This is a genomic window from Streptomyces sp. NPDC020192 (assembly GCF_044388685.1).
In the GTDB taxonomy this organism is placed as follows: Bacteria; Actinomycetota; Actinomycetes; order Streptomycetales; family Streptomycetaceae; genus Streptomyces.
Genome location: NZ_JBIRXG010000028.1, coordinates 1 through 22,651, shown reverse-complemented (window position 1 = coordinate 22,651; position 22,651 = coordinate 1). Strand labels below are relative to the sequence as shown.

Annotated in this window: 23 protein-coding genes and 2 pseudogenes; 11 read left to right on the top strand and 14 right to left on the bottom strand. The window is 72.2% G+C overall.

Features of this window, described 5'->3' with window-relative positions:
• Positions 1-66 precede the first annotated feature (66 nt).
• Positions 67-855, top strand: coding sequence for a putative protein N(5)-glutamine methyltransferase (locus ACH47Z_RS37455; RefSeq protein ID WP_399081920.1), 789 nt, complete (start codon positions 67-69; stop codon positions 853-855).
• Between the two features lie 3 nt (positions 856-858).
• Here ACH47Z_RS37455 and ACH47Z_RS37450 read toward each other — a convergent pair whose 3' ends face one another.
• Positions 859-2,937 carry a SpoIIE family protein phosphatase gene (locus ACH47Z_RS37450; protein WP_399081918.1) on the bottom strand — a complete coding sequence of 693 codons (2,079 nt, stop codon included), beginning with the start codon at positions 2,935-2,937 and terminating at the stop codon, positions 859-861.
• Between the two features lie 341 nt (positions 2,938-3,278).
• Here ACH47Z_RS37450 and ACH47Z_RS37445 point away from each other — a divergent pair, with 341 nt between their 5' ends.
• The 4 genes from ACH47Z_RS37445 (at position 3,279) to ACH47Z_RS37430 (ending at position 7,421) form a co-directional block, all read left to right on the top strand.
• Complete coding sequence (locus ACH47Z_RS37445) at positions 3,279-4,160, top strand: hypothetical protein (RefSeq protein ID WP_399081916.1); 882 nt, start codon at positions 3,279-3,281, stop codon at positions 4,158-4,160.
• A 106-nt stretch (positions 4,161-4,266) separates the two neighbouring features.
• Complete coding sequence (locus tag ACH47Z_RS37440; RefSeq protein ID WP_399081914.1) at positions 4,267-4,638, top strand: hypothetical protein; 372 nt, start codon at positions 4,267-4,269, stop codon at positions 4,636-4,638.
• Positions 4,639-4,828: 190 nt separating this feature from the next.
• Positions 4,829-6,844: an FAD-dependent oxidoreductase gene (locus ACH47Z_RS37435; protein ID WP_399081912.1), complete on the top strand. Its 2,016-nt coding sequence runs from the start codon at positions 4,829-4,831 to the stop codon at positions 6,842-6,844.
• 31 nt (positions 6,845-6,875) lie between these two features.
• A complete protein-coding gene (locus ACH47Z_RS37430) occupies positions 6,876-7,421 on the top strand; it encodes a PadR family transcriptional regulator (RefSeq protein ID WP_399081910.1) in 546 nt (181 codons plus the stop codon).
• A gap of 16 nt (positions 7,422-7,437) precedes the next feature.
• On the opposite strand, the gene ACH47Z_RS37425 is transcribed toward ACH47Z_RS37430, so the two are convergent.
• Both ACH47Z_RS37425 and ACH47Z_RS37420 read right to left on the bottom strand, forming a co-directional pair.
• Positions 7,438-7,965 (bottom strand): hypothetical protein, encoded by a 528-nt coding sequence (locus tag ACH47Z_RS37425; protein ID WP_399082087.1) that lies wholly within the window; start codon positions 7,963-7,965, stop codon positions 7,438-7,440.
• 176 nt (positions 7,966-8,141) lie between these two features.
• Positions 8,142-9,116 (bottom strand): fibronectin type III domain-containing protein, encoded by a 975-nt coding sequence (locus ACH47Z_RS37420; protein ID WP_399081908.1) that lies wholly within the window; start codon positions 9,114-9,116, stop codon positions 8,142-8,144.
• Positions 9,117-9,572: 456 nt separating this feature from the next.
• On the opposite strand from ACH47Z_RS37420, the gene ACH47Z_RS37415 reads away from it, so the two are divergent.
• On the top strand, positions 9,573-10,301 hold the full coding sequence (locus ACH47Z_RS37415) for a glycoside hydrolase family 75 protein (protein WP_399081906.1): 729 nt from the start codon (positions 9,573-9,575) through the stop codon (positions 10,299-10,301).
• A gap of 155 nt (positions 10,302-10,456) precedes the next feature.
• On the opposite strand, the gene ACH47Z_RS37410 is transcribed toward ACH47Z_RS37415, so the two are convergent.
• The 4 genes from ACH47Z_RS37410 to ACH47Z_RS37395 all read right to left on the bottom strand — a co-directional run bounded on the left by ACH47Z_RS37410 (position 10,457) and on the right by ACH47Z_RS37395 (position 13,408).
• A complete protein-coding gene (locus ACH47Z_RS37410; protein WP_399081904.1) occupies positions 10,457-10,867 on the bottom strand; it encodes a PTS fructose transporter subunit IIA in 411 nt (136 codons plus the stop codon).
• 3 nt (positions 10,868-10,870) lie between these two features.
• The gene (gene dhaL / locus ACH47Z_RS37405) at positions 10,871-11,470 is read right to left on the bottom strand and encodes a dihydroxyacetone kinase subunit DhaL (RefSeq protein WP_399081902.1); all 600 of its coding nucleotides are present in this window, start codon (positions 11,468-11,470) and stop codon (positions 10,871-10,873) included.
• Between the two features lie 83 nt (positions 11,471-11,553).
• Positions 11,554-12,546, bottom strand: coding sequence for a dihydroxyacetone kinase subunit DhaK (gene dhaK, locus ACH47Z_RS37400; protein ID WP_399081901.1), 993 nt, complete (start codon positions 12,544-12,546; stop codon positions 11,554-11,556).
• A gap of 124 nt (positions 12,547-12,670) precedes the next feature.
• Entirely contained in the window at positions 12,671-13,408 is a 738-nt protein-coding gene (locus ACH47Z_RS37395) for a response regulator (protein WP_399081899.1), read from the bottom strand.
• A gap of 286 nt (positions 13,409-13,694) precedes the next feature.
• Between ACH47Z_RS37395 and ACH47Z_RS37390 the strand changes: the two genes are divergently transcribed.
• The 3 genes from ACH47Z_RS37390 to ACH47Z_RS37380 are packed head-to-tail and all read left to right on the top strand — an operon-like array spanning position 13,695 to position 15,933.
• Positions 13,695-14,189 carry an anti-sigma factor antagonist gene (locus tag ACH47Z_RS37390; RefSeq protein ID WP_399081897.1) on the top strand — a complete coding sequence of 165 codons (495 nt, stop codon included), beginning with the start codon at positions 13,695-13,697 and terminating at the stop codon, positions 14,187-14,189.
• Complete coding sequence (locus tag ACH47Z_RS37385; RefSeq protein ID WP_399081895.1) at positions 14,186-15,451, top strand: ANTAR domain-containing protein; 1,266 nt, start codon at positions 14,186-14,188, stop codon at positions 15,449-15,451. Before ACH47Z_RS37390 ends, ACH47Z_RS37385 begins: the two co-directional genes overlap by 4 nt.
• A gap of 26 nt (positions 15,452-15,477) precedes the next feature.
• The gene (locus ACH47Z_RS37380; protein ID WP_399081893.1) at positions 15,478-15,933 is read left to right on the top strand and encodes an RpiB/LacA/LacB family sugar-phosphate isomerase; all 456 of its coding nucleotides are present in this window, start codon (positions 15,478-15,480) and stop codon (positions 15,931-15,933) included.
• Positions 15,934-15,952: 19 nt separating this feature from the next.
• On the opposite strand, the gene ACH47Z_RS37375 is transcribed toward ACH47Z_RS37380, so the two are convergent.
• Entirely contained in the window at positions 15,953-16,318 is a 366-nt protein-coding gene (locus tag ACH47Z_RS37375; protein WP_399081891.1) for a DUF6479 family protein, read from the bottom strand.
• A 185-nt stretch (positions 16,319-16,503) separates the two neighbouring features.
• Between ACH47Z_RS37375 and ACH47Z_RS37370 the strand changes: the two genes are divergently transcribed.
• Entirely contained in the window at positions 16,504-17,682 is a 1,179-nt protein-coding gene (locus tag ACH47Z_RS37370) for an acyl-CoA dehydrogenase family protein (RefSeq protein ID WP_399081889.1), read from the top strand.
• A 547-nt stretch (positions 17,683-18,229) separates the two neighbouring features.
• Here the strand turns inward: ACH47Z_RS37370 and ACH47Z_RS37365 are convergent.
• Positions 18,230-18,892, bottom strand: a complete 663-nt coding sequence (locus tag ACH47Z_RS37365) for an ATP-binding protein (RefSeq protein ID WP_399081887.1) — start codon at positions 18,890-18,892, stop codon at positions 18,230-18,232.
• Positions 18,777-19,667 carry a PP2C family protein-serine/threonine phosphatase gene (locus ACH47Z_RS37360; RefSeq protein WP_399081886.1) on the bottom strand — a complete coding sequence of 297 codons (891 nt, stop codon included), beginning with the start codon at positions 19,665-19,667 and terminating at the stop codon, positions 18,777-18,779. Before ACH47Z_RS37360 ends, ACH47Z_RS37365 begins: the two co-directional genes overlap by 116 nt.
• A 520-nt stretch (positions 19,668-20,187) precedes the next feature.
• Here ACH47Z_RS37360 and ACH47Z_RS37355 point away from each other — a divergent pair.
• Positions 20,188-20,403 carry a hypothetical protein gene (locus ACH47Z_RS37355; protein ID WP_399081884.1) on the top strand — a complete coding sequence of 72 codons (216 nt, stop codon included), beginning with the start codon at positions 20,188-20,190 and terminating at the stop codon, positions 20,401-20,403.
• A 70-nt stretch (positions 20,404-20,473) separates the two neighbouring features.
• Here the strand turns inward: ACH47Z_RS37355 and ACH47Z_RS37350 are convergent, their stop codons facing one another.
• From ACH47Z_RS37350 to ACH47Z_RS37335, 4 genes and pseudogenes are all read right to left on the bottom strand, one after another.
• Positions 20,474-21,178, bottom strand: a complete 705-nt coding sequence (locus tag ACH47Z_RS37350) for a hypothetical protein (RefSeq protein WP_399081882.1) — start codon at positions 21,176-21,178, stop codon at positions 20,474-20,476.
• Positions 21,179-21,250: 72 nt separating this feature from the next.
• Entirely contained in the window at positions 21,251-21,598 is a 348-nt protein-coding gene (locus tag ACH47Z_RS37345) for a DoxX family protein (RefSeq protein ID WP_228617475.1), read from the bottom strand.
• Positions 21,595-22,453 (bottom strand): annotated as a pseudogene (locus tag ACH47Z_RS37340) (AMP-binding protein); the annotation flags it as partial. The pseudogene ACH47Z_RS37340 and the gene ACH47Z_RS37345, both read right to left, overlap by 4 nt.
• Positions 22,408-22,651, bottom strand: a pseudogene (locus ACH47Z_RS37335) (hypothetical protein); the annotation flags it as partial. The pseudogenes ACH47Z_RS37340 and ACH47Z_RS37335, both read right to left, overlap by 46 nt.

Genomic DNA, 22,651 nt, shown 5'->3' with positions numbered 1-22,651 from the left:
TGCACCGGCAGCGGTGACCGCGGGAGCGCCCACCGGTATCGCGCTCCCGAAAGGCTCTCGCCCTCCGTGCACTTCTCTTCTTCCTCCGCTTCCCCTTCCGCCGTCGTCTCCGCGCTGCGCGCCGCCGGGTGCGTCTTCGCCGAGGACGAGGCGGAGTTGATCCTCGCCACCGCCCGCAGCGCCGAGGAACTGACCTCGATGGTGGACCGGCGCGTCGCCGGGTTCCCGCTCGAACAGGTCCTCGGCTGGGCCGAGTTCCACGGCCTGCGCATCCATGTGGAACCGGGGGTGTTCGTGCCCCGCCGCCGTACCGAGTTCCTGGTCGAGCAGGCGCTGGCCCAGGCGCCGGACGCGTCCGTCGTCGTGGACCTGTGCTGCGGCTCCGGGGCGCTCGGCGCGGCCCTCGCCGACGCCCTGGACGGTGCCGAGGTGCACGCCGCCGACATCGACCCGGCCGCCGTCCGCTGCGCCCGCCGCAACCTCGCCCCCTTCGGCGGCCGGGCCCATGAGGGCGACCTCTACGGCGCCCTGCCGCCCGCGCTGCGCGGCCGCGTCGGCGTCCTCCTGGCCAACGTGCCCTACGTTCCCACCGCCGAGGTCCCGCTGCTCCCGGCCGAGGCCCGCGACCACGAGCCGCTGGTCGCCCTGGACGGCGGCACGGACGGCCTCGACGTACTGCGCCGGGTGGCCGCGGGGGCGCCCGAGTGGCTCGCCCCGGGCGGCCGCGTGCTGACCGAGACCAGCGAACGCCAGGCATCGGACGCCGTACAGGCCTTCACCGACGCGGGCCTGACGGCCCGTCTGGCGGTCTCGGAGGAGCTGTACGCACATGTGGTGATCGGCGAACTGCCGTAGCCGTTACGGAAGTTGCTGAGCCCGTGCGATGAGCAGCGCGACGTCGTCGTGGTTGTCGGGGTGGTGCAGGGTCCACAGGAGGAGGTCGCAGGTCTCCTCCAGCGGGCGGGCGGGATCGTCGAGCAGGGACAGCATGAAGTCCAGCCGCTCGTCCAGCGAGTGGCGGCGGGTCTCCACCAACCCGTCGGTGTAGAAGACGAGTTCGTCGCCGGGCTCGAAGTCGACGGTGACGGTGGAGAATGCGATCCCGCCCACCCCCAACGGCACCCCGGTCGGCAGCTCGAGCAGTTCCGGCGGCCGGCCGGGGCGGACCCGGGCCGGCGGCAGATGGCCGGCGTTGGCGATCCGGCACTGCCGCAGATGCGGATCGTGGACGGCGTACACACAGGTCGCGATGGAGTGGTCCAGGGCCGACGTCGTCTTGTCCAGGTGCTCCAGCAGCAGCGCCGGGTCCAGGTCGAGGGAGGCCAGCGTGGTGGTCGCCGTACGCAGCCGGCCCATGGTCGCGGCAGCGCTGATCCCGCTGCCCATCACGTCACCCACCACGAGCGCGGTCTTGCCGCCCTCCAGCGGGATGACGTCGAACCAGTCGCCGCCCACCTCGCTGGTGGCCCCGGCCGGCTGATAGCGGGAGGCCACCTCCAGGCCGGTGGTGACCGGGGGATGGCTGGGCAGCAGACTGCGCTGGAGAGTGAGGGCGGTGTTGCGGGCGTTCTGGTACCAGCGCGCGTTGTCGATCTGCACCGCCGCGCGGTTGGCCAGCTCGCGGGCGAGCAGGACGTCGTCCGCGTCGAACGGCGCCTGATTGCGGGTGCGTTTGAGGTCCAGGGCGCCGAGCACCTCGCCGCGCGCGATCAGCGGCACCGCGAGATACGAGTGCAGTCCGGCCCGGTCCAGCAGCGCGGCCGCCTCGGGGGAGCGGGCGATGCGCGGCAGGTCGTCGTCCTTGACCTGCGGCACCAGCACCGCCTCGCCCGAGCGCACACACTCGGTGACCAGACGGTCGGGCCCGTACCGCGCGATCCGGCCGGGCGTGTCGGCGGCTCGTACCGCGTCCGAGTCGTCCTGCGGGCGCACCGCGAGGGCCCGGATCACCGCCGGCTCCGCCGGTCCCAGCGTGCTGGGCCGGCCCTCCATCACCGCGTCCAGCAGGTCGACGGCGGCCACGTCGGCGAGTTCCGGTACGGCGACGTCGGCCAGCTCGCAGGCGGTGCGGTCCAGTTCCAGCGTCGTACCGATCCGGGCCGAGGCGTCGGCGATGACCGCGAGCCGGCGCCGGGCCGCCTCCGCCTCCACGGAGGCCCGGTGCGCCTCGGTGATGTCGACCATGGAGGCCGCGACCCCGAGCACGTTGCCCAGCGCGTCCTCCAGGCGGTACAGCGACAGCGACCAGGTGTGGTCCTCCTCCGGATCGGCCGACGTACGGCCGACCACGGGCCGGTCGATCACCGGTACCCCGGTCCGCAGCACCCGTCGGGCCTCCGCCTCCAGGGCCTCGGTCTCCAGCTGGGGCAGGACCTCGGCCAGCGGGCGCCCCACGTGCTCGGCGGCGGGCAGTCCGTTGATCCGCTCCAGCGCCGGGTTCACCGAGACGAACCGCAGGTGCGGGTCCAGGACGGCGAGCCCGCTCGGCGACTGCTCCACCATCCGCTCGGACAGCGCCACGTCCTGCTCCAGCCGCCGCACGGTCGACTGGTCGACGGCCAGTCCGAGCGCGTACACGTCACCGCGGTCGTCCAGCAGCCGCATGTTGCGGAACTCCACCAGACGGGTGCTGCCGTCCTTGTGTTTGATCGGGAAGCCGCCTGCCCAGCTCTGCCCGGTGCGCATCACGTCGGCGAAGAGCCTGCCGACCAGCTCGATGTGCCGGTCGTGGACCATCAGCCGGGCGGCGTACTGGCCGAGTGCCTCGTGCGCGCTGTACCCGAACAGCTCCTCCGCCTGGGGGCTCCAGAGCACGATCCGGCCGTCGGTGTCCAGCACCACCGACGCCACGCCCAGCACGTCGAGCAGGCCGCCCGCCCGCACCGGCCCACGCACGGGCTCATCGCCCTGCGCCACCGGAGCCTCGGCTGCACTCATGCCCTGCACCGCCTTCGCCCGTCGGCTCGGCACGTCGTCCCCCGTGCCGGTTCCCCTCAGGTCCACCGCGTCACACCCGACTCCCCGGCGCCTTGGCCGGCTACCTCCACCATCTCTCACCACGGCGGCACACGTCCGCCGAAGCCGCCGTGCCGGGGGTCCGCTCCCGCGCCGGCGCCGCCGTACCCGTCACGGGTTCCCGCCCCGCACATCCTGCACGCGCCGGGCGCGGGCCGGGAGAGTTCACGCTCATGTTGCTTATTGGTCTGTACATGACCACCGGGCCACGCCAGACTGTCCGCCGATCGAGTACCACCGCCCCCCTGCCCTAGGAGTCGGCCATGCCCGCGCCCGCCCGGCAACGTTGTCACGCAGTCCTCGCCGGACTCGTCACCCTGGCCACCGCCGCCGTCGTCTCCCTCGCCGCGCCCGTGCCCGCCTCCGCGGCCGACACCTGGACCGAGACCGGCTCCGACCGCGCCGACCCGCTGACCGAGAGTCAGGGGCTGACCTCGGTGGAGGTCCCGGCCAACAGCCCCAACCGGTACACCGGCATCGGCACCATCCCGATCGGCGTCTCCGTCCGCGGCTGGAACCACGTCGGCGACCCCGACGCCTCGTACAACGGCTACTACATCGAGCCCTACCAGCAGGACTCCGGCAACTCGAAGATGTACCGCGTGCAGGCGCCCGACGGCACCTGGTCGGAGTACGTGCACACCCTGAGCTCCGGTGAGGCCCTGAACAACTCCTGGGACGCGATCTCGCCCGACGGCCAGTGGATGCTCTCGGGCGAGTGGGGCACGATGAACCGCCTGCTGGTCTTCCCGACGCCCGGCGTCAACGCGAGCACCTCGCCCTCGGCCGACCTCCCGCTCGCCTCGAAGGTCGACCTGGACCACCCCGTCCGTGACGTCCAGGGCTGCGACTTCTCCGGCCCCACCACCCTGCTGTGCTCCTCCGACGACCCCGACGGCAGCCTCTTCGGCATGACCAAGCCCCTGCTCCGCATCGACCTGTCGGCCGCGCCGGGCGGTTCCTCGGACGTCACCGGTCATGTCACCGCCCTGCGCCAGCTGCCGCTGCGCAGCTCCTGCTCGGGCACCTTCGAGGTCGAGGGCATCGACTACGACCGGCGCACGGGCATCCTGCGCGTCATCGTCATGTCGCCCGGCTTCTGCATCCTGACCGACAGCAAGACGTACAAGTTCTCGCGCGGCTGAGTCCCGGCTGGGGGTGTGTTCCGCGGCCGGTGGTGCTTTCCTGAGGAGGGACGCGGCGTGGCGGGTACCCCGTCCCACCGCGGCGCGGCCACGAAAGGAGCGCTCCATGGCACACACGAAGCGGTCGCATCCGGAAACCGTCACGGTGGAGATCAGCGGCTCCAAGGAGGACGCCCGGATCGTCTTCGACGCCCTGAGGTCCTGCTTCGCGTCCGACCGGGGCGCGGACGAGGTGCCGCAGCAGCTCCACGAGGTCCGGCCGATGGTGTGGCTCGGCACGTACGACGTCGCGGACGAGCATGTGCCGCACTGCTCGCCGGTCCACCTCGATGCGCCGGTGCAGGCGGACGTCCAGGGCGGCTACTGGGCCGTGGACCGGTTCCGGCACACCCTGGACTCGATCTTCACCGTTCGGGAGACCTGCGCGGCCTCCGGCGACCAGGAGCGGGACCTGCACCTGCGCCTGGAAAGCGCCTGACGACAGTTCTGCGCGGTGCTACGACGACGCCCCGGCCGGCTCCCCGCCGTCCGGGGCGTACTGCGCCGTCCCGCGGCCGAAGGTACACAGAGTGGCTGGTGTCACCCTCCGGTGTTTATGCAACTAGTTGCATAAAGGTGCTCGCGTCCTCTACAACAAGAGGCGACGACACCCGCGCACGGAGGGCCCGATGAGCCGTTACCCGCACCTGATGACCCCGCTCGACCTGGGCTTCACCACCCTGCCCAACCGCGTCCTCATGGGCTCCATGCACGTCGGCCTGGAGGAGGCCGAGCGCGGCTTCGAGCGAATGGCGGCGTTCTACGCGGCCCGCGCGCGCGGTGGTGTCGGCCTGATCGTCACCGGCGGCATCGCGCCCAACGACGAGGGCCGGCCGTACGAGGGCGGCGCCAGGCTCACCACCGAGGCGGAGGCCGAGCAGCACAGGGCCGTCACCGGGGCCGTGCACCGCGAGGGCGGCCGGATCGCGATGCAGATCCTGCACTTCGGGCGGTACGCCTACCACCAGGACCTCGTCGCCCCCAGCCCGCTCCAGGCGCCGATCAGCCCGTTCGTGCCGCGTGAGCTGACCGACGCCGACATCGAGCGGACCATCGCCGACTACGCCCGCGCCGCCCGCCTCGCCCGGCAGGCCGGCTACGACGGCGTGGAGATCATGGGCTCCGAGGGCTACCTCATCAACGAGTTCATCGCCCTGCAGACCAACCGGCGCACCGACCGCTGGGGCGGCTCCTACGAGAACCGGATGCGCTTCCCGGTCGAGATCGTCAAGCGGGTGCGCGAGGCCGTCGGCGAGGACTTCATCGTCATCTACCGGCTGTCCATGCTGGACCTGGTCCCGGGCGGCTCCTCGCTGGAGGAGGTGATCGCCCTCGGCAAGGCGGTCGAGGCCGCCGGGGCGACGATCATCAACACCGGCATCGGCTGGCACGAGGCCCGCATCCCCACCATCGCCACCTCCGTGCCGCGCGGCGCCTACACCTGGGTCACCAAGAAGCTCATGGGCGAGGTGTCCGTGCCACTGGTGACCACCAACCGCATCAACACCCCGGAAGTCGCCGAGCAGTTGCTCGCCGAGGGGTACGCCGACATGGTCTCCGTGGCCCGCCCGATGCTCGCCGACCCCGACTTCGTCGCCAAGGCGGCCGCCGGGACGCCCGAGGCCATCAACACCTGCATCGGCTGCAACCAGGCCTGCCTCGACCACACCTTCAGCGGGAAGATCACCTCCTGCCTGGTCAACCCGCGCGCCTGCCACGAGACCGAGCTGGTGCTCTCCCCGACCCGGCTGAAGAAGCGCGTCGCCGTCGTCGGCGCCGGACCGGCCGGCCTCGCCTGCGCGGTCAGCGCCGCCGAACGCGGCCACGAGGTCACGCTGTTCGACGCCGCGAGCGAGATCGGCGGCCAGCTCAACGTCGCCCGCAAGGTCCCCGGCAAGCAGGAGTTCGACGAGACCCTGCGCTACTTCCGCCACCAGCTCGACGCCCACGGCGTCCACGTACGCCTCGACACCTGGGTCACTCCCGAGACCGTCGCCGGCTACGACGAGGTCGTGGTCGCCACCGGCGTCACCCCGCGCACCCCGGACATCCCCGGCGTGGACCACCCCCGCGTCCTCGGCTACCTGGACGTGCTGCGCGACGGCGCCCCCGTCGGCGACCGGGTCGCCATCCTCGGCGCCGGCGGCATCGGCTTCGACGTCGCCGAGTTCCTCACCGACGGCGGCGACAAGGCGAGCGAGGACCCGGAGACGTACTTCCGCGCCTGGGGCGTCGACATGGACTACCGGGTGCCGGGCGGCCTCGCCGCACCCGAGCGGCCCGCCCCGCCGCGCCAGGTCCACCTCCTCCAGCGCAGGACCACCAAGGTTGGCGCCGGACTCGGCAAGACCACCGGCTGGATCCACCGCACCGAGCTGAAGCACCGCGGCGTCACGATGGTCCCGGGCGTGCGCTACGACCGGATCGACGACGCCGGCCTGCACATCACCGTCGGCGAGGAGAGCACGGTCCTGGAGGTCGACACGGTCGTCCTGTGCACCGGCCAGGAGCCGCGCCGCGACCTGTACGAGGAGCTGACCGCCGCCGGACGCAGCGTCCACCTGATCGGCGGCGCGGACGTCGCGGCCGAGCTGGACGCCAAGCGGGCCATCAAGCAGGGCACCGAGCTGGCGGCGGCGCTGTAGGCCCCGCACGAGGGGTCCTTAGGATGAGCCCATGTCACTCCCGCACGCGATCCTCACCGCTCTGCTGGAAAAGCCGTCGTCGGGACTGGAACTGACCCGCCGCTTCGACAAGTCGATCGGCTACTTCTGGTCCGCGACGCACCAGCAGATCTATCGCGAGCTGGGGAAGCTGGAGGCCGAGGGGCTCATCCGCGCACTGCCGTCGCAGCAGCCGGCCCGCGGGCAGAAGAAGAGCTACGAGGTGCTGCCCGCGGGCCGCGCCGAACTGGCCCGCTGGACCGCCGCCGCCCAGGACCCCAAGCCCCAGCGGGACGTGCTCCTGCTGCGGCTGCGGGCCGCGGCGGTGGTCGGCACGGCGGGTCTCGGGGCGGACATGCGCCGCCATCTGGAGCTGCACCGGCGGCAGTTGGCCGAGTACCAGGAGATCGAGCAGCGCGATTTCCCGCCGGACCGCGACACTCCCGAGGACCGGCTGCGCCATCTCGTGCTGCGCGCCGGCATCGATCTGGAGACGTTCTGGATCCAGTGGCTCACGCACGCTCTGGCGGAGTTCGCGGACCTGCCCGACACCGGGTGAGTCCCGCGCGCTCCGTTCAGAGCCGGTACGGCTTCGAGTGGCGGCGCATACACCAGCCTGTGGCGATCACGCCGGTGCCGACCAGGGCCGAGCCGATGCCCAGCGTCAGCGGGCCGTAGTCCCGGGCGGCGCCGCCCATACCGCCCAGCACACCCCCGGGTGCCGACGAGGATGTGGAGGAGACCGCCGGCGCCGAGGCCGACGAGACGATCACCGACTGGGAGCCCGCCGTACTGCCGCTGGAGCAGACCACGGCCACGGTGTACGTCCCCGGGCTCACTCCCGACCAGGCCGCGGACTGGCGGACGGTGGTGCCCGCCAGGGCCGCCTGCCGGCCCTGCGCGAAGTTCGCCTGCCTGCTGGTGAGCAGGGCCGCGTTGCCCCAGCTGCCGTTGATCCGCGCGCACGCGCTGGTGACCACCGAGACGGTGGAGCCGGTGGTGCTGACGGAGATGCCCGAGACCGCGGCGGTCTGCCCGACGGGAAGCGCGAGGGTGGCCGCCAGGATCGGTCCGGAGCGGAGGAGGAGTCGCTTGGTGTGCATGGGCCGGCCTCCGGCGGCACGGTCGGCGGTACGTCCCATGCGCCGCCGAGGGTGGGGAAACGTCCGTGCGCCTGTGAGCAGCCAACGTTTCTCTGTGCGTGCCCGCACTCGGGAGGCGCCCGGTCAGGTGACGGTTTCCTTCGGCTGGCGGCCGGCTGGGTTGGTTGGTGTGCCCGTCAGCTGCCCGTGGTCATCGTTTGCTCCGGTGACCAGCCGCCCCATGTGCCATCCGGCAGTCGGGCTCGCAGCCGGACCCGGTGTGCCTCGCCGGTGGTGGCGCCGGTGTAGAAGCTGTAGGCCGCTCGGCCCGTCGGCGGTGTGCCGCCCCATACCAGTGAGGTGGCCGCCGTGCCGTCGAGCTGGATCTGGTACTCGGTGATCACCCCGTCCGTGCGTGGTGGGTTCCAGGAGAGGTCGATGTAGGAGGCGCCGCCGGACCGGTGGGTCGTGGCGGTGAAGCCGGTGGGGGCGGTGTCACGGCCGTCGTCGGTGCCCGGGGTGGTGAGGCGGACCGGGGCGCTCGCGGGGGAGAGGTTGTCGGCCGCGTCCCGGGCCCGGACCGTGAAGACGTACGGTGTGCCGGGGCGCAGCCCGGTGAGCACGGTCGCCGTCTGGTTCCCGCCCACGCTGTGGATCTTCACCCCGCCCTGGTAGACGTCGTACGACGCCACACCCCGGTCGTCCCGGGAGGCGCCCCAGGACAGCTGGACCGCGCGGCTGCCGGCGACCCGGCCGGCGGGTGACGACGGCCGGGTCGGTGCCGAGCGGTCCGCCGCCACCCGAACCGGTGTCCGGGCCCGTACCGCCCGGCTCGGCGGGCCGAGGCGGCCGGCGGTGTCCCGGGCCCGCACGGTGAAGGTGTACAGGGTGGACGGCCTGAGCCTGGTGACGTCCACCATGTGCTGTGAACCCGGGACTTCGGTCGCTTTCGTGGTGCCCTGATACACCTCGTAGGAGCGGATGCCGGGACCGTCCGGCACCGCGTTCCACATCACGTGCACGCTCGTGGCACTGCCCGCCTGCGCGGTGATCCCGGTCGGAGCGCCGGGTGCCCGGCCCTCCGCGCCGTCGTCGGCCCGGCTCCAGCCGCAGGACACGACCAGCAGCAGGGCTCCGCAGACCGGTACGAGCGGCAGGGGTACGCGTCGCACGGCTCTGCCTCCCCGGGGACGGCATCGGCATCACGCAAAGGTCCGGACCAATATGCCCGCCGGGTGCGGCGGCGGCAAGGGGCCGTGCGGGGTGACCGGCGCAGGGGCCCCGCGTTGGTGAGCACCCGGGAGAGTTACGTATGCTGAGGCTCCCTACGGCTGAACTACCCGAGAATGCAGGGGAGTTCAGCCGCTGGCGCGGACACGCTGTCGTCGCCGAAGCCGCGCCGACGCGGGCGGCCGGGGGATCCGGGCCGGAAACGTCCTGGATCCCCGGCCCCTGTTGTCCCCGGCGTCCATGTCCGTCGGTGTCCGTCGCATATTCCTTCTGTCCCTCACGGGGCGTCAGAAGCGTGCTCCATCCGGCCCCTTCGCAGCGGTCCGGACGGCCCGGGGCGCGGGCCCGCACCACAGTGGCCTGGATGTCCGTCCGTCCTCGACGAGAGGGTCCCGATCGTGCGTGTCCCGTCGCTGACGCCGGCCGCGGTCGGCGCGGCGCTGCTCGCCCCGGCCGTGCTGAACGGCCCTGCCGCCGTCCCGCCGCCGCAGCGGTCCGTGGCCCGGAGCGAGGGCGCCGTCGCCGCCGCCGACCTGCTGGCCCGGCTGGGCGAGTGCCACCAGATCTCCCACGGCCGGTACCGCACCGACGCCGGCAGTCCCGCGACCGTCCCCGTGTGCGGCACCCCGGACGCCGTCTTCTGGAAGGCCGACATGGACATCGACTGCGACGGCCAGGCCACCGCCCGCTGCAACCGCCGTTCCGACCCGGTGTTCGCCGCCACCACCTCGTTCCAGCAGTCCGACGGCCGCCATCTGAACGCCGAGACGCTGCCCTACATCGTCGTCCCGGCACCGAGCCGGATCTGGGACCACCGAGCCGCCGGCGTGCGGGGCGGTTCCGTCGCCGCCGTCGTCTACCAGGACCGGGTGCAGTACGCGGTGGTCGGCGACACCGGCCCGCGCGACCTCATCGGCGAGGCCTCCTACGCCACCGCCCGCGGCCTCGGCATCCACGCCGACCCGCGCGGCGGCGGAGCGCCTTCCGGCGTCACCTACGTCGTCTTCAGGAACACCCGCGTGGACCCCATCGAGGACCACACGGCCGCGGTCGAGGCAGGGCAACGGCTGGCCCGCCTCTTCACCACCGACCACTCACCGGCTCCGCCCCCGGTCGCGCACGGCTGACCGGGTGCCGTCCCGGCCGCGTGCCGGTGGAAGGTGTGGTCGTCCGCCGATGACGCCGATGACCGGCTCCGGTCCCGGCCGCGCGCCGATGACCAGCCGCACCAGTGGCCGCGCGCCCCTGACCGGCCCCGCTCTCGCCGGCACCCGCGGCCGGGTCACACCTTCCGGTAGCCGTACGCCTCCGTCGCCGCGGCCTCCACCGCGTCCACGTCGGCGCCCGAGGCGGCGGTGACCACCGCGGCCACCGCGCCCTCGAGGAACGGCGCGTCCACCAGCCGGGTGCCGTCGGGCAGTTCGTCGCCCTCGGCGAGCAGCGCCTTCACGGTGAGTACGGCGCTGCCGAGGTCGGTGAGGACCGCGACCCCGGCACCCCGGTCGACCAAGGCCGCCGCGGCGGAGATCAGTTCGGCGCTGGTGCCGAGCCCGCCGCCCTCGGTGCCGCCCGCCGGGGCCACGGGCACCTCCGTGGCCCCGCCCGCGAGCCCCTTCGCCATCTCGGCGACCGCCGCGGCCACCTCCGCGCTGTGCGACACCAGCACGATCCCGACCAGCTTCTCCTCGCTCACCGATCAGCCCTCTGCCGCTTCTTCCAGCGCGGCGATCAGCAGCGCCGACGAGGTCGCCCCCGGGTCCTGGTGGCCGATGCTGCGCTCGCCGAGATAACTCGCCCGCCCCTTGCGGGCCTGCAACGGGATCGTGGCCTCGGCGCCCTGCTCGGCGGCGGCCCGCGCAGCGGCGAAACCGTCCGCGAGCGCGTCCACGGCCGGCACCAGCGCGTCGATCATGGTCTTGTCACCGGGCGCAGCCCCGCCGAGCTTCATCACCGCGTCCACGCCCTCCCGCAGCGCCGCGGCCAACTGCTCCTCGCCCACCTCGGCGGTGTCGCCGAGCTCCTTGCCGGTACGGCGCAACAGCGTGCCGTACAGCGGCCCGGACGCGCCGCCGACCTTGGAGATGAGCTGCCGCGCGGCCAGGACCAGCACGGCACCCGGGGTGTCCGGCGCCTCCTCCTCCAGTGCGGCCGTCACGGCGGTGAAGCCGCGCTGCATGTTGATGCCGTGATCGGCGTCCCCGATCTCCGAGTCGAGGGCGGTGAGGCGCTGCGCCTCACGGTCGACGGACGCGGCGGTCGCCGTCATCCAGCGGCGGAAGAAGTCGGCGTCGAGCACTGGATCTCCTTGCGTGATAAGGGACTTGATCGGCGTGCGTGGCTGGCAGGGAGGTGTCGGTCGCGGCCGGCGTCTGCGCCGTGTCACATCCCCCAGCGCAGCGCCGGGGTCTTCACCGGCGCGTCCCACAGCCGCAGCAGCTCCTCGTCGACCTGGCACAGCGTCACCGAGGCACCCGACATGTCCAGGGAGGTGACGTAGTTGCCGACGAGCGTGTGGGCCACGGCCACACCGCGCTCGGCGAGCACCCGCTGTACCTCGGCGTTGAAACCGTACAGCTCCAGCAGCGGGGTGGCGCCCATGCCGTTGACCAGCACCAGTACGGGGTTGCGCGGGGGCATGTCCTCCAGGATCGCGTTGACCGCGAAGTCGGCGATCTCCCCGGAGGTCATCATCGGCCGCCGCTCCCGGCCCGGCTCGCCGTGGATGCCGATGCCCAACTCCAGCTCGCCGTCCGGCAGATCGAAGGTCGGGCTGCCCTTCGCCGGCGTCGTACAGGCGCTCAGGGCCACGCCGAAGCTGCGGGAGTTCTCGTTCACCTGACGGCCGATCGACTCCACGCGCTCCAACGGCTGCCCCTCGGCCGCGGCGGCGCCCGCGATCTTCTCCACGAACAGGGTCGCGCCGGTGCCGCGCCGGCCCGCCGTGTAGAGGCTGTCGGTGACGGCCACGTCGTCGTTCACGAGCACCTTGGCGACCTGGATGCCCTCGTCCTCGGCCAGTTCGGCCGCCATGTCGAAGTTGAGCACGTCACCGGTGTAGTTCTTCACGACGAACAGCACCCCGGCACCGCTGTCCACGGCGGCTGCGGCACGGGCCATCTGGTCCGGCACCGGCGAGGTGAACACCTCGCCCGGACAGGCGGCGGACAGCATGCCCGGCCCCACGAACCCGCCGTGCAGCGGCTCGTGCCCCGACCCACCGCCCGACACGAGCGCGACCTGCCCGGCGACCGGGGCGTCCCGGCGGACGATCACCCGGTTCTCCACGTCCACGGTCAGATCGGGATACGCGGCCGCCATTCCGCGCAGCGCGTCCGCCACGACGGTCTCCGGAACGTTGATCAACATCCTCATCGGTGTCTCCTCGTGCGCCTTGCGGGAGCTGGGTGGAGTACGGAGCTACGGAGCTATTGGCAGTATCGACCTTGGACCGGGCGAGGTCACGCGTAGACGCAGTGGTCACGGAGCGCGATGGGCGTCACCCGGACCGTGATCGAGAGTCCGCGGACAGGCCGGTACCGCGAGCCCCCGGCGGTGGCCGCTCTCGGGGTCGGCATGCCCTGCGCCGTCGGCGCGAGCACCCCGTGCCCCGCCGCGTCAGCGCCTCCAGCGGATCGCCGGCCGCCTTACGGATCATCAGCCGGGAGACAACCTCGGGATTCAGGACCGGCAGCCGCTCGCGGTCCGACCATCGGCGCGGGTCGTCCGCGTTGTCGACGGTCGCGCACACGTCGTACCCCTCGCCGGCCAGGAGCAGTTCCAGGCCGTCACGGAGCGGGGCGTCGTCTTCGGAGACGAGGACCCGCAGGGGAGCCTCCAAGTCGCAGCGACACGGCCGCGATCCCGGCCCGACCCCGTTGTGCGGATCGCGTTCGATGCGCCGCGGCTCGGCGTCGTGCCCTTGCGGCGCCTCGCCCCGACTGGCCGCCAACTCACGTACTCCGTCAGGTAAGTTGTTCCCGGGGCGGCCGGTCGGTGACCGCCGCCAGGACAGCCCGGAACGCGCCCGCGCCAGCAACACAGTGACCGCCGTCGCGATCACGGCGAACCCGAGCCTCCACCACACCGGCACGGTCGGCCAGTTGACCACCTGACCCCACAGAGCCGGAACCGCCGCGCGCACCAGCGTGCCGGGACTGGCGCACCGCAGGGCGCGCAGCAAGATCCAGGCGCCCGGCGAGGCGTGCGCACTGGTGTTCCGGTAGCCGGTCCGCACGAGCCGGCCCGTCAGCCGGCCCGCCGCCCCGCCGGCACTCCGCGAACCGGCGCAGCAGCCGCAACGCGCCTGGCGGCGACAGGAATCGGATGTCCACGACGCGGTCGCGGTGACGCGGGAACTCCGGGTGCGCGCACCGCTCTTCACGCCCTCCCCGTCGCCGTACCACCACCCGGGGGCGACACGCCCGGGGCAAGTCGTTGCATCGGGCGCACGCGCGGAGCACAGTGAAGCCCCGGTCAAGACGCGGCTGGCTGATCCTTCCCCACCCAGGAAGCCCGATCCCATGGAAAACGGTCAGCCGTCCCGTGCCCGCGCCCACCCGCTGGGCCCGGCCCCGCTGCTCCTGCAGACCGTGCACGAGCGGCGTCCCGAGGTCGGCGGGATCAGCGTCCTGAAGGCCCGGGGCACGGTGGACGCCTCCAACGCCGTGGAGTTCTCCGAGGTGCTCGCCGAGCACATCGCCCACGCCGACAGGACCGGAGAACACCCCCTGCTGGACATGACCGAGATGTACCTCGCCTGCGCCGCCGCCGTACGCTCCCTGGACCGGGCGACCGGCGTCCTCGCCTTCTCCGGCCGCGCCCTGCCCGTCGTACAGCCCCGCCCGCATGCGCGCGACGCGCTGCGCACGGCCGGGCTGCCGGGCGTCCGGGTGCACGCCACGATGGCGTCCGCCATGAACGCCCTGGAGGCCCGAAGGGACGCCGTGCCGGACGGAAGCACAGAGCCGGGGGCCGGAACCGACGCCGCGACGACGCGACGACGGGCGGGGCCATGACACCCTCTTCCGGCACCTCCGAGGCCTCCAGCACCCCCGGCGTCCCGGCCCCGCTGATGATCGAGTCGTCCGTGGTCGAGGGACTGCCCGCCGAGGGCGCGCTGCTGCTGCGCATGTCCGGCAGCCTCGACGCCGAGGGCGCCCGGTCCTGGTCGGCGGAGCTGCGCGGCCACCTGGAACAGGCGGACCTCGCGGGGCTGCGGCCCGTCCTCGACATGGCCCATGTACAGCTGGGCGGCGCCGCCGTACTGCGCGCGCTGGGCGAGACGACCCGGGCCCGCACCGGCCGCCCGGACCTGATCATCGTCCGGGCCCGGCCCGGGGTGCGCGAGGCCGTGCACCTCGCGCGCCTGGACGGCGTACGGCTCTACGCCACCCTCGACGAGGCTCTGCGTGAGCTCGCCCGCGCCGCCGCCCACCGTGCGGACCTGCCCGCCTGGCGGTCGCAGATGGCGGACCCGCTGCGGCCCAGCTACGAGGACCTGCGCAAGGAGGTCCGCGCGCTGCGCGCCCGGGTGCGCACCGCCCCGGTCATCGGCATGGCGCAGGGCGTGATCATGGTCCGCTACGGCCTGCCGGACTCCGGCACCGCCTTCCGGGTGCTGCGCGAGGTCTCGCAGCGGTTCAACGTGCCGCTCCGCGTCCTCGTCTCCGCCGTGGTGGTGGCCCGAGCGCCGGACGGCGCGGTGTGGTTCCCGGGCCGCCGCCCGCTGCCCGTGCCGCCGCTGCGGATCCTGGCCCGCGAGGGCCGGGATCCCCGCTACCGGCGCCAGATGATCGACGCCGTGCTGCACGAGGCGCTCACCCTCGGGCACGCCTCGTCGGGGTACCTGCGCTGCGTCGACCCGGCCGTGAACGCGCTGGTGCTGGAGTCCGACCACGGCTGTGCGGATACGTTTCTGGACCATCTGGTGCGCGGCTGGGACGAGGGCACGGCGGACGCCGTCGCGTGTCTGCGCGGACGCCGGGTGAGCGTGCCAGACGTGGCCGCCGACACGCTGCTCTCCGAGGAGTCCCGGCGCGTCCTGCTGGCCACGGGCACCCGCGCCGTCCAGAGCATCCCCGTACTGTCCGGGACCGGGTCCTGCACCGCCGTACTGACCCTGCACTGGCCCGACGCCGGACACCGCCCGCCCGCCGACCGGACCGAGGCCCTCGCCCAGCTGGCGTCCGACACGGCGGCCTGGCTGAGCTGGTACCACCGTTCGGTCCTGCTCGACGCCTTGGAACACCTGCACCGGGTTCTGGCGGACCGTCCCTGAACAGCGGAGCGACTACCCTCCTCCCTATGCGGATCTCCGTCTCCTCCGACATGGACGAACCCGTGGCCCGGCTCCTCCTCGCCGAGCTGGAGAAACGCGGCCACGAGGTGCGGGCGCACGGCGCGCTGCGACCCGGGGCCGACCCCCAGTGGGCCGTCTGCTCGGAGGCGGCCGCCCGGGACGTGGCCGAGGGCGCGGCCGACCAGGCGGTGGTGTGCTGCTGGACCGGCACGGGCGCGTCCATCGCGGCCAACAAGGTGCCCGGCGTCCGCGCGGCCCTGTGCACGGACGCCGTGACGGCGGAGGGCGCCCGCCGCTGGAACGACGCCAACGTCCTCGCGCTCAGCCTGCGCCTGACCTCCGGTCCGCTGCTGACGGAGATCCTGGACGCCTGGTTCGCCGCCGAGCCCAGCGACGACCCCGAGGACCGGCAGAACGTGGCCCGCGTCGGCCGTCTGGACGCCGCCGGGAAGGACTCCTAGGTCCAGTCGTCGAACTCCGTCAGTGGGCGCCGAGTCCGCCGCCACCGAACGAGCCGCTGGACCCCTTGCTCCAGCGCGGCCGGTCCTTCGACTCGCTCGGCCTGGTGTCCTGGTTGCTCAGCTCGTACGGGAGGAGCGGGCGGCCGCCCTCGGGGGGCACGGGAACCTCCTGGGATTCCCTGTTCTCCCGTAGTTCGCGCACCGCACCCTCCGGCGGCAGCTTGGGCTGCTCCTCGGGGCGCGGCCGGGGGGACTCGCGGTACTTGACGCGGGAGGTCATCCAGTAGCCGCCGGCGAGAAACGCGAGCACGCCGATGGCTACGACGAACAGGACAAGGCTCATCAGGCCGCTCGCCGCGGCCAGCTGCGTGGATGCGGTTTCCATAGCAAAGGAATACCCCGCTCAAACCAGGGCGAACCGGACACATTGCGTGACCGGTGATGGACGGACGGCGACACCATGGGGCCGGGCCGGTGCCGGAATTCGCCCCGGGCGCGTCATTCCCAATTTCTGGAACACGTTCTACGGTGTGCGCCGTCAGGACCGCCCTTGGGGAGCCTGGAGGCGCCGTGCACCTCGACCACACGCCCGAGCAGCAGCGACTGCGCGCCGAGCTGCGCGCCTACTTCGCCGAGCTGGTCCCGGACCACGCCTACGACCGGTACGCCGACCCGGCCGCGCAGAAGCGGTTCTACCGCGAGACCATCCGCCGGCTCGGCGCCGACGGCTGGCTCGGCGTGGGCTGGCCCAAGGAGTACGGCGGGCGCGGGATGACGGCGATGGAGCAGTTCATCTTCTTCGACGAGGCCGCACAGGCCGGCGTACCGCTGCCGCTGATGGCACTGAACACGGTCGGCCCGACGCTCATGCGGTACGGCACCGAGGAGCAGAAGGCGTACTTCCTGCCGCGCGTCCTCTCCGGCGAGCTCGACTTCGCGATCGGCTACAGCGAGCCCGACGCCGGGACCGACCTGGCGTCGCTCAAGACCAGGGCCGTACGAGACGGCGACGAGTACGTCGTCAACGGGCAGAAGATCTGGACGACGAACGGCGACACCGCGGACTGGGTGTGGCTGGCGGTGCGCACCGACCCCGCCGCCCCGCCGCACAAGGGCATCACCATGCTGCTGGTACCGACCTCCGATCCCGGCTACTCCTGCACCCTCATCAACACCCTCGCCTCCCACGACACCACCGCGAGCTACTACGAGAACATCCGCGTCCCCGTCTCCCGCCGCGTCGGCGAGGAGAACCAGGGCTGGCGGCTGATCACCAACCAGCTCAACCACGAACGCGTCACCCTCGCCGCCCACGGCACCATGGCCATCCGCGCCCTGTACGACGTCCAGCGCTGGGCGAGGGAGACGAAGCTCGCCGACGGCCGCCGGGTCGCCGACCTGCCCTGGGTGCGGCGGCTGCTCGCCCGCACCCACACCCGGCTCGACGCGATGAAGCTCATGAACTGGCAGATGGTCACGGCCGTCCAGGAGGGCACCCTCACCCCGCAGGACGCCTCCGCCGTCAAGGTCTACGGCTCCGAGGCCCGCCGGGACGCCTACGCCTGGCTCATGGAGATCGTCGGCGCGGCCGGACCGCTGAAGGAGGGCTCGGCGGGCGCCGTGCTCCACGGCGAACTGGAGCGCGGCTACCGCTCGGCGGTCATCTTCACCTTCGGGGGCGGCAACAACGAGATCCAGCGCGAGATCATCTCCTGGATCGGCCTGGGGATGCCGCGGGTACGGCGCTAGCCTGCTGCGACCACAGACGCACGCCGGCATCGACGGTGGCGCTACACCTTGGTGAAAGGTCGGCAGGCAGCTGGCTCGGCGGTCAGCTGGTGTTGTGCGCACATGCCCTCTGCGGCACGGCTTCAGCGACCAAGGAGGGCGTGAAACAGCGATGTGCTCGGGGTGCTCACACGGCCACGACTGATTGCGTCAATGTCCACAGCACATCGTCAGGCACCTGGTCTTCACCCCAGTTCAACGGCCCTACGTTCGGCCACCCAGCCGCAGCTCAGGATCAGCATCGCTGCCCCTGCGACGGGTCAGCGATGCTGTTGGCTGTAGGTGTCGTCGACCAGCTCGGCACCGGAGGTCGACTCCGTCGCCCTGACGTAGGCCCTGGAATGGCGGGAAGTGTCGGCGAGCCGCCTGGAGACTCACAGGTCAGCGCCTCGCCGGCTCAGGTCGAGCGCGGTCACACGATCACCAGCCCGGTGCCAGAGCAACACGCGTAGAAGCCCCGCCGCGTCATCCACCGCCGTAAGACCTCACAGTGACGAACTGGCTTCCATCAGCACGAGCGCTCGATGGACTGCTCGGACCAGATCGTTTTGCGGTTCTGGCCATGGCGGCAGCCCCAGCGTCCGGCGAGTTGGGCGACGAGGAACAGGCCCCGGCCTCCCTCGTCCGTGGTCTGGGCGCGGCGCATGCGAGGCTGGGTGCTGCTGGAGTCGGTGACCTCGCAGACCAGAACGTTGTGGCGGATCAGCCGCAGCTCCGCCGGCGCGCGGCCGTAGCGAATCGCGTTGGTGACCAGTTCGCTCACGATGACTTCGGTGGTGAAGAGCAGGTCATCCAGCCCCCACGTGGTGAGTTGGCGGGCCGTCCATTCCCGCGCCTTGGACACGGCGGCAGGATCCGCCGGGATCTCCCAGTGAGCGATGTCCTCCACAGGCACGGCGCGCGTGCGTGCCAACAGCAGGGTGGCGTCGTCGCACGGCTCGGCGTCCACCAGGTCGGCGAGGAGGGCCCGGCCGGTTTCATCGAGAGCGCGGTCCGGGCGGCACATGGCGGCGACCATGTCCGTCAGGCGTCGGAGCCCTTCGTCGCTGCCGGCTTCACCATGTTCGACCAGGCCGTCGGTGTAGAGCGCGAGGACACTGGCCGGGTGAGATCCCGATGGGCTCGGTGGTCCCGTCGGGCCGCACCAGTACGGGCGGCGGGTGCCCGGCACTGGCCATGGCGCAGCGGCGGGTGACGGGGTCGTAGACCGCGTACAGGCATGTCGCGCCGACGATGTCGTGGTCGCCCGGTGGGGCCTCGGCCGCGAGGCGTTGGACCAGATCCGCGATCCGGGTGAGCAGCTCGTCCGGTTCGAGTTCGATGTCCGCGAGCGTCTGGATGGCTGCGCGCAGGCGGCCCATGGTGGCGCTGGCGGCCATGCCGTGGCCGACCACGCCCCCGGCGACAAGGGCCAGCCGCAGGGAGGGCAGAGCGATGGCGTCGTACCAGTCGCCGCTGATTTCCGCTCCGTCGCCTGCGGGCCGGTAGACGCCGGCGGTCTGGGCTGCCGGGGTTTCGGTCGTGGCCGGAGGAAGAAGCCGCTGCTGCAGTGCTACTGCCGCCCGGTGCTCGCGGGTGTAGCGGCGGGCGTTGTCGATGGCGAGTGCCCCCCGCGAGGCGATCTGCGTCATGAGATCCGCCTCGTCCTCGGTGAACGGGCCGGATCGGCCGCAGCGCCATACCGATATGGCGCCGAGAGTGAGACCGCGGGCGAGCAACGGTGCCACCATCACGGCATGGGCGTCCATCGGGACGAGATACTCGACCAGCTGCGGGTCGGCGACCACGGCAATGAAGTCGTCAAGGTCGAGGGCAACTGTCTTGCCCTCTCGGAAGCTGTGCAGGAAGGGGTGGTCGGGGAAGGACGGGATGGGGTCGCCCCCGGTTGACGCCCGCCGGCCATGCTGCAGCGACCGGCGCCAGGGCGGCGTTGTCCATGTCTCCAACACCCAGGTGCTTCGCGGGTTCCTCTCGGTCGAACACCGCGTGCGCAAGGTCGACTGCGGCGAGATCGCCCAGGCCCGGTACGAGGACGTCCTCCTGGAAGGGTGCCTGTTCCCTGGAGCGGCCGAACAGCGCCAGTCCCAGCACGCAGCGTCGCGCGCGGATGGGTACGACCATCAAGGAATGGACGCCGCTGTCACGCACGTTCTGCGCCCGCGCCGGGTCGTGGTGGACCCACGGGCCGAGATGGGCCTCCATGTCCAGCACCGGTACCAGGTTGTAGGGGCCGTCTTCGGGCGTCCACGTCAGTCCAGGGCGGGCGCGTAACAGCAGGTCAGGCCGGCCGGCGGGGGCTTCTGGGCGGGTGTGCTGCAGCTCCGGCGTCGGCACCGCTGCCCCCCCGGGGTCTCCTCCCTGCGCCCTCGCGTGGTCGGCAGGCTGTTCATGGTCGCGGAAGCTGCGACCTGTTCCGCCTGATGGACGCTGCCGACCGACAGCGTCCGCCCCCTGCAGGCCCGCGAGGTGCGGGCGGACCGCGAGACGCTCGCCCCCGGGTACGCGGGCGTGGACTCCGGTTTCCTCGGGCACGCCGTTGCCGCGGCGCGCCGTCACGGCCTGGACACCCGGGCGATCCTTGTCGAAGCCGACTGGCGCAGGATAGTCGGCGGCCAGGCGGACATGATCACGGACATTGCGCTCGACCTCGCGGCGGCCGGTTGCGTCGACTGGCGCGAGTGATCGGTGCGGTGGCTGTGGTGGCCCGGCGGGGCCGGTGCCACCGCTGTCCACGTCAGGACGGACGGCGATGTCAGCGGCTCGTGTCGGCGTCACCTTCGTCATTCGGAGGGTCTCCCTGTCTCCTGCCGCCCGGAGGGGAGCCGTCCCCGTGCTCTTCCAGCAGTTCGACGAGCGCGGCATCCGCTCTTTTCTGGTCTTCCTTCGTCAGCTCGAGCGGTGCGTTGTTGTAAACGGTGTAGCGATCTGGATCGATGATGTTGGCGGCCCTCAAGCTGAACGTCAGCAAGGGGCGCCAACCCTTGCGGTGGCCGACCCGCACCTGTATCTGGGCCTTGTAGTCACGGGCCTCCGGAAGGAATCCGGAAAACGGTGCCTCGAACTCGAGGAAGAGCTGTTGCGCTTCTCTGCCGGGCACGACGAACCCCGCCGGCAGCTTCGCCTCCTCGTCCGGCCCCGGTTGGAGCCGGGACGGGGAGGACACCCACAGGAGTGGCAGATGAGAGGCGGGCTCATCGGGGAAGGTCAGGATGAGGTCCTGCACGACGATCGGTTTGGGACCGGTGTTGTGCAGGACGAGCGGCAGTCGTAGGCGTGCCGTGGAACCGTGGACGATCGCCGCGAAGGAATGAGGTTCCCACGCCTGCAGGCGTCCCTGTCGGGCGTTGAGCCACCAGAACGACGCGACGGTGAAGAGCAGTGCGCAGACTGATACCACACTGGCGCCGGTAAGCGATGAGGACGCGATCTGATCCGCCGCGACCATCAGCGGAACCACAGATTCAGTCTGCCAGCCCCGCCGTGGGCTCGCTAACAGGACGAGTGGCCGCCGGCAGTCTCCCGGAACGGGTCAGAGGCCGGCGAGGAGTACGAGATACCAGGCGACCAGGGCCGCGCATGTCACTGCGGGGAGGAGTTTGGTCAGCCCGTCGCCCTTGCGTACGTGCGTGGTCACGGCACCGGCGAGCAGCATCAGCAGTCCGATGCCGGCCAGGCCGCCGCACAGCGGTACGACCGGGCCGAGGGCCACGCCGATGGCGCCCGCCAGCTCCAGCCCGCCGATGACCCGGTAGGCCGCGGTGGTGAAGCCGGCGTGGGCGGCGAGCTCGGGCATCGGACCCAGGGCCAGGATCTTGGCCGCGCCCAGCAGGGCGAAGATCAACGCGATGAGACAGGTCAGCGAGGCAGAGAGGATCACGACGCGCCTTCGGGGGTGTGCGGGCGGCGGGCCTGGCGGCGTTCGGCGCCCAGGCCGGCGAAGTAGGCGATCAGGTCGGGGTTGTCGACCGCGGAGGGGTTGAGGACCTGGTCGGCGCGGGCGCCCTGGAGGAGGCGCTTGACGGGGACCTCGAGCTTCATGCCGGTTTTCGTGTGAGGCAGGGCCGGTACGGCGAGGATCTCGTCGGGGACGTGTCGGGGACGTGTCGGGGTGAGGCGCCGGTGCGGATCGCGTCGCGGATCTTCTCGCACAGGGACTCATCCAGACCGACCCCGTCGGCGAGGACCACGAAGAACGGCATCCAGTAGCCGCCGTCGGGTTCCTCCGCGCCGATGACGAGGGCCTCGGTGATCTCGGGGAGGTGTTCGACGATGTCGTGGATGTCGGCGCTGCCCAGGCGTACGCCGTTGCGGTTGAGGGTGGCATCGGAGCGGCCGTGCACGATCACCGAGCCGTGCGAGGTGTGGGTGATCCAGTCGCCGTGCCGCCGCTGGTGGAGGCCAGCTGGACGCCTGCGCCGACGTGGTCGCGGACCCAGGGGTAGGTGGATGCGGGCAGGGTGGAGCCGGTGCTGCCGATGGCGCGGACGGCGGACAGGTCGTGCGCGGAGGGTTCGATGCCGAGCTTGGTCATGGCCAGCAGGTACTGGGGGCTGGTGCCGAAGACGGTGACCTTGTGGCGGGCCGCCAGCTTCCACAGGATGTCCGGGCGGGCCTGCGGCGCGGGGCTGCCGTCGTAGGTGCAGGTGGCGGCACCGGTCAGCAGGGTGGAGACGACCAGGTTCCACATCATCCAGGTGTCGGCGAAGTCGCCGGTGCCCAGGGTTGCGGGCAGAAGGTCCCGGCCAGTGCGCGGCCGGCCGGCCGGGGGTGACGCCGTACGAGTGGGCCGGCGGTCAGTGCGGGGCTGAGGTCGCGGCTCACTGCCGCGGTCACATCGGGGATGCGGCAGGCCGCGCCCACCACGGCCCGGCGGAGGGCCGCACCGCGGCCCTGGCCGCCGGTCATGGCCCAGCCCACGGCGACCGCGACG